Source organism: Halorubrum halodurans, from assembly GCF_002252985.1.
Lineage (GTDB): Archaea > Halobacteriota > Halobacteria > Halobacteriales > Haloferacaceae > Halorubrum > Halorubrum halodurans.
The window spans coordinates 1-4,564 of record NZ_NHPJ01000012.1 but is presented as its reverse complement, the minus strand read 5'-3'; the positions used below and the strand labels follow the sequence as shown (position 1 = coordinate 4,564).

Genomic DNA, 4,564 nt, shown 5'->3' with positions numbered 1-4,564 from the left:
CCGTCTCCTCCGCCGGCGTCGACGACCGCCGCGAGGTTCACGTTCGCGCCCTGCGGGAAGACGTCCGCGTGCCTGACCGGCGGCGCGACCGCGTCGAGGTCGACGGCGTCGATCCCGTCGGGGTCGTCGCGGCCGCCCTCGAGGAACGCCACGGCGTGGGGGACGCCGGTGTCGACGGCGGTGACGGTGAGCCCCTCGATCGCCTCCTCGACGAGCGGCTCGTCGCGGTCGACGGGAACCGCGGCGGGGTCGAACCGCGGCGTCCCCATCTCGATGGTCACCTCGCTCCCGTCGGGGCTCACGGTCGCCCGGCGGGTCCCCGCCTGCGTGTCGATCATGAACTCGTGGTCGCCGGTCCGGTCGTGCGCCCAGCGGGCGACGACGCGGGCGCCGTTGCCGCACATGGCGGCCGTCGACCCGTCCGGCTGGACGAGCGTCATCACGACGCGGGTCGGGCGGTAGCGCTCGCCGATCTCCAGGAAGAGGACGCCGTCGGCGCCGCGACGGCCGCCGGGGTCGGCGGCGCCGTCGCCCCCGCCCCGCGCCGCGTCGTCGGCCGCCGGAGCGCCGTCGTCGACCGTGTCGGCCGAGACGCCCGTCTCGCGGTCGCAGTACGCCCGTGCGAACGCCGACCGGTCGGCGACGCCCTCGCTGGCGTCGACCACGAGGAAGTCGTTGCCGGTGCCGTGGTACTTCTCCACCGGGACGGCGTGGGTGCTCATCGGTCCACCTCCGTCTCCGCCGTCTCCGGCGCGCCCGCTGCCTCCCGCTCGACCGTCGTGAGGTCGGCGAGCCGCTCGCGTCGCCGGACGACCCTCGCCTCCCCGTCCGCGAGCGCGACCTCCGCGGGCCGCGGCCGCGAGTTGTACTGGTTCGCCATCTCGTAGCCGTACGCGCCCGCGACGCCGATCGCGAGGAGGTCCCCGCGGGCCGGCTCGGCGAGCGCGCGGTCCGTACAGAAGCTATCGCCGGTCTCACAGATAGGTCCTGCGACGGCGACGGAGGCGGTCCCCCGGTCCGCCGGGTCCGGCTCGCCGTCGGCCCCGCCGAGGTTCCGGATCGGGTGGTACGCGTCGTACATCGCCGGGCGAAGGAGGTCCGTCATCCCGGCGTCGACGCCGACGACCGTCCCCCCCGGCGTCGGCTTCACGGTGTTCACCCGCGTCAGGAGGACGCCCGCGTCGGCGACGACGTACCGGCCGGGCTCGATCGCGAGCGCGAGCCCGGCGAGGTCGCCGACCGCCTCGCGCGTCGCCTCCGCGACGGCGGGCAGGTCGAGCGGCTCGGCGTCCTCGCGGTACGGGACGCCGAAGCCGCCGCCGACGTCGACGTACTCGAGGTCGAGGGGGTCTGCGGCCGGGTCGGTCAAGTCCCGCGCGAGGTTTCCCATCCGCGCGACGAGCTCGCGGTGGCTGTCGAGCTGGTCCGGGTCAATGCCGGATCCCGCGTGCGCGTGGACGCCCACCACGTCGAACCGCTCCGCCGCCTCGCGGGCGACTCGCGCCGCGCGGTCGTAAGGGACCCCGAACTTCGGCGCCGAGCCGGTGGTGACCTTCGCGTGGTGGCCCGCGCCGACGCCCGGATTCACGCGGAGGCAGAGCCGGCCGTCGTAGCCGCGCTCGGCCAGCCGGTCGAGGGTGTCGACCGCGCCGGCGGTGACCGTGAGATCCGGCTCGCGCTCCGCGACGTCGACGACGTAGTCGAGGTCCCGATCCGGCGGATTGACCGCGGTGTAGTGGAGCCGGTCGCCGCCGAAGCCGGCCGCGAGCGCGCGGTCGACCTCCCCGGCGGAGGCACACTCGGCGTCGAGCCCCGCCTCACGGACCGCCTCCAGCACCGCGCGGCCGGTGTGCGCCTTGACCGCGTAGCGCACGTCGGCGTCGGGAAACGCCGCAAGCAGGCGCTCGCAGTTCTCGCGGGTTCGGTCGAGGTCCTGGACGTACAGCGGGGTCTCGTGCTCGTCGGCGAGGTCGGCGAGCCGGTCCGCGTCCCAGTCGCTCACGCGCCGGACGGGCGGGTTCGCGTCGGCGTCGCACTCCGTCTCGGTCGTCTCCGTCGTCTCGGTCGTCTCCGCCGTCATTCCCGCAACGCCCCCTCGCGTCGGGTTGCCTCGAGCGTCTCCGCCTCCACGTCGGTGGCGACGACCGCGGGCTTGTACGCGCCGCCCTCGAAGAGGTCGTGGTCGCCGACCGAGGACTCCACCATCCGCGTGAACGCCCGGCGCTCGGCGGGGAGGTGGCCGTAGACGACCTCCTCCTCGACGAGGTCGTAGACGGGGATCCGCGGCGTGAGCAGCGTGTTCTCGCCGACGATGGAGTTCTCGCCGACGCGGAACCCGCTCGTGACCCGACAGCCCGCGCCGAGCGAAACGCCGTCCTCGATGACGACGGGGGCGTCCTCGATCGGTTCCAGCACGCCGCCGATCAGGGTGTTCGCGCCGAGTTTCACGTCGGAACCGACCTGCGCGCAGGAGCCGACCGTGTCACAGGAGTCGACGAGCGTCCCGTCGCCGACGTACGCGCCCATGTTGAGGAAGGCCGGACTCATCACGATACAGTCGCTGCCGAGGTACGATCCGGGTCGAAGCACGGTGCCGTCCGGGGTGTTGCGGGTGCCGCGCTCGGCGAGATCGTCGGTCTCCCGGAGGGGCAACACGTCGTAGTAGGTCACGCCGCCGTACTCGCGGGGCTCGGTCCCGCGGAGCGCGAAGTTGAGCAGGCAGCCGCGTTTGACCCACTCGTTGGCCTCCCACGTCGTCACGTCGTCGCCGGTCTTCCGGGCGGCGCGGACCTCGCCGGCCGAGAGCGCCGCGAGGAAGTCGTCGAGGACGGCCACGTCGTCCCTCGTCGTCTCCGCCGCCGAGAGGCCGGCCTCGTACCGGTCCCAGAGGTCGGCCACGTCGGATTCGAGCGTCATTACTCCCCCCGTGGGCGACCGGCGGTATTTACCCGTCGATGTGTGTCGATGCCTATCGCACTCATCGGGCCGCGTCCTCCGCCGTCGCGGCCCCGGCGTCGCGTCCCTCGCCGAGCACGTCGTCGAACTCGTACCATCCGGGGTCACGACCGGCCAGCCACGCCGCGGCGTCGAGCGCGCCCTCGGCGAACACGCCGCGGTCGCCGGCGCGGTGCGTGAGCGAGAGCGTCTCGCGGTTGCCCGCGAGCAACACCTCGTGTTCGCCCGTCACGTCGCCGGCGCGTCGCGCGTGGACGCCGATCTCGCCGGGGCTTCGGGGCGCGTCGCCCTCCCGGCCGTGGACCCGTCGGTCGAGGGCGTCGCTCCCCGCCAGCTCCTCGCGGACGCCCGCCACGTCGTCGAGGAGCGTCCTCGCGGTCCCCGAGGGCGCGTCGCGTTTCCCGTCGTGGTGCGTCTCCGTCACCTCCACGTCGTAGCCGGGAACCGCCGCGACCGCCTCGCGGACCGCCCGGCGCAGCGCGGCGACGCCGCGCGCGAAGTTCGACGCCCGCAACAGGGGAACCGCCTCGCTCGCGGCGCGGAGCCGCGCCGTCTCCCCGGCGTCGAAGCCGGTCGTGCCGGTGACGATGGCCACCCCCGCCTCGGCGGCCGTCTCGGCGTACTCGACGGCCGACTCGGGGCCCGTGAAGTCGACGAGGACGTCGGCGTGGGCGTCGCCGCCGGCATCGGCGAGCAGGTCGCCGAGCCGGGCCGCGTCCGCGACGTCGACGCCCGCGACCGGGTCCGTCGGCGTGCGGTTGACCGCGAGGCCGACCGCGACGTCCTCCCTGGCAGCCGCGGCCTCGATCACCTCTCGGCCCATCCGGCCGCCCGCGCCGGTGACGGCGATCCGGGTCGCGTCGGCGTCGCCGGTCATTCCGCGCCTCCGGAGACGTCGATCTCCCCTGCCGCTTCCGTCTCCCCCGGCGTCCCTGCCTCGTATTCCGCGAGCAGATCGCGGAGTTCCTCACGCCGCTCCTCGGAGAGCCGGGTGAGCGGCGGCCGGACGTGCGGACCGCCGCGACCACGGATATACATCGCCTCCGTCACCGGGATCGGGTTCGTCTCGGCGAACAGCGCGCGCACCAGCGGCGCGAGCTCGTGGTGGAGTTCGCGCGCGCGGTCGTAGTCGCCCGAGAGCGCCGACCCGACCATCGCACACGCGCGCTCCGGCTCGACGTTCGCGACGACGCTTATCGTGCCCGTTCCGCCGACGGCGAGCGTCGGCAGCGTGAGCCCGTCGTCGCCGGAGAGCACGGAGAACGCCTCCCCGCGGGTGCGCTCGATCACCTCGCCGATCCGGTTCAGGTCGCCGGAGGCGGCCTTGTATCCCCGGACGTTCGGGTGGCTCGCGAGGTCGACGACGACGTCGACCGGGATCGACCGCCCCGTCCGCGAGGGGACGTTGTAGACGATCTGCGGGAGGTCGACCGCGTCGGCGATCGTTCGGTAGTGCTCCCTGAACCCCTCGGCTTCGGGCTTGTTGTAGTACGGGGAGATGAGGAGCAGCCCGTCCGCGCCGGCCGCCGCGGCCCGGCGCGAGAGCGAGAGCGCCTCCGCGGTGTTGTTCGAGCCCGTGCCCGCGATCACGGGCACGGGCTCGAACAAC

At 74.2% G+C, this 4,564-nt stretch carries 5 protein-coding genes; all 5 read right to left on the bottom strand.

Going from position 1 to position 4,564, the window contains the following annotated elements; all coding sequences use genetic code 11:
- On the bottom strand, window positions 1-722 hold a 722-nt coding region (locus tag DJ70_RS01465), incomplete at its 3' end, for a diaminopimelate epimerase (RefSeq protein WP_094529517.1).
- The gene (lysA, locus tag DJ70_RS01460; protein WP_094529515.1) at window positions 719-2,080 is read right to left on the bottom strand and encodes a diaminopimelate decarboxylase; all 1,362 of its coding nucleotides are present in this window, start codon (window positions 2,078-2,080) and stop codon (window positions 719-721) included. The genes DJ70_RS01465 and lysA, both read right to left, overlap by 4 nt.
- Window positions 2,077-2,916 carry a 2,3,4,5-tetrahydropyridine-2,6-dicarboxylate N-succinyltransferase gene (locus DJ70_RS01455; protein ID WP_094529513.1) on the bottom strand — a complete coding sequence of 280 codons (840 nt, stop codon included), beginning with the start codon at window positions 2,914-2,916 and terminating at the stop codon, window positions 2,077-2,079. The genes lysA and DJ70_RS01455 overlap by 4 nt, the downstream gene beginning before the upstream one ends.
- A gap of 61 nt (window positions 2,917-2,977) precedes the next feature.
- Window positions 2,978-3,832 carry a 4-hydroxy-tetrahydrodipicolinate reductase gene (dapB, locus tag DJ70_RS01450; protein ID WP_094529511.1) on the bottom strand — a complete coding sequence of 285 codons (855 nt, stop codon included), beginning with the start codon at window positions 3,830-3,832 and terminating at the stop codon, window positions 2,978-2,980.
- Window positions 3,829-4,564, bottom strand: a 736-nt coding sequence (gene dapA, locus DJ70_RS01445) for a 4-hydroxy-tetrahydrodipicolinate synthase (protein WP_143420888.1), incomplete at its 5' end; no start/stop codon positions are given. The genes dapA and dapB, both read right to left, overlap by 4 nt.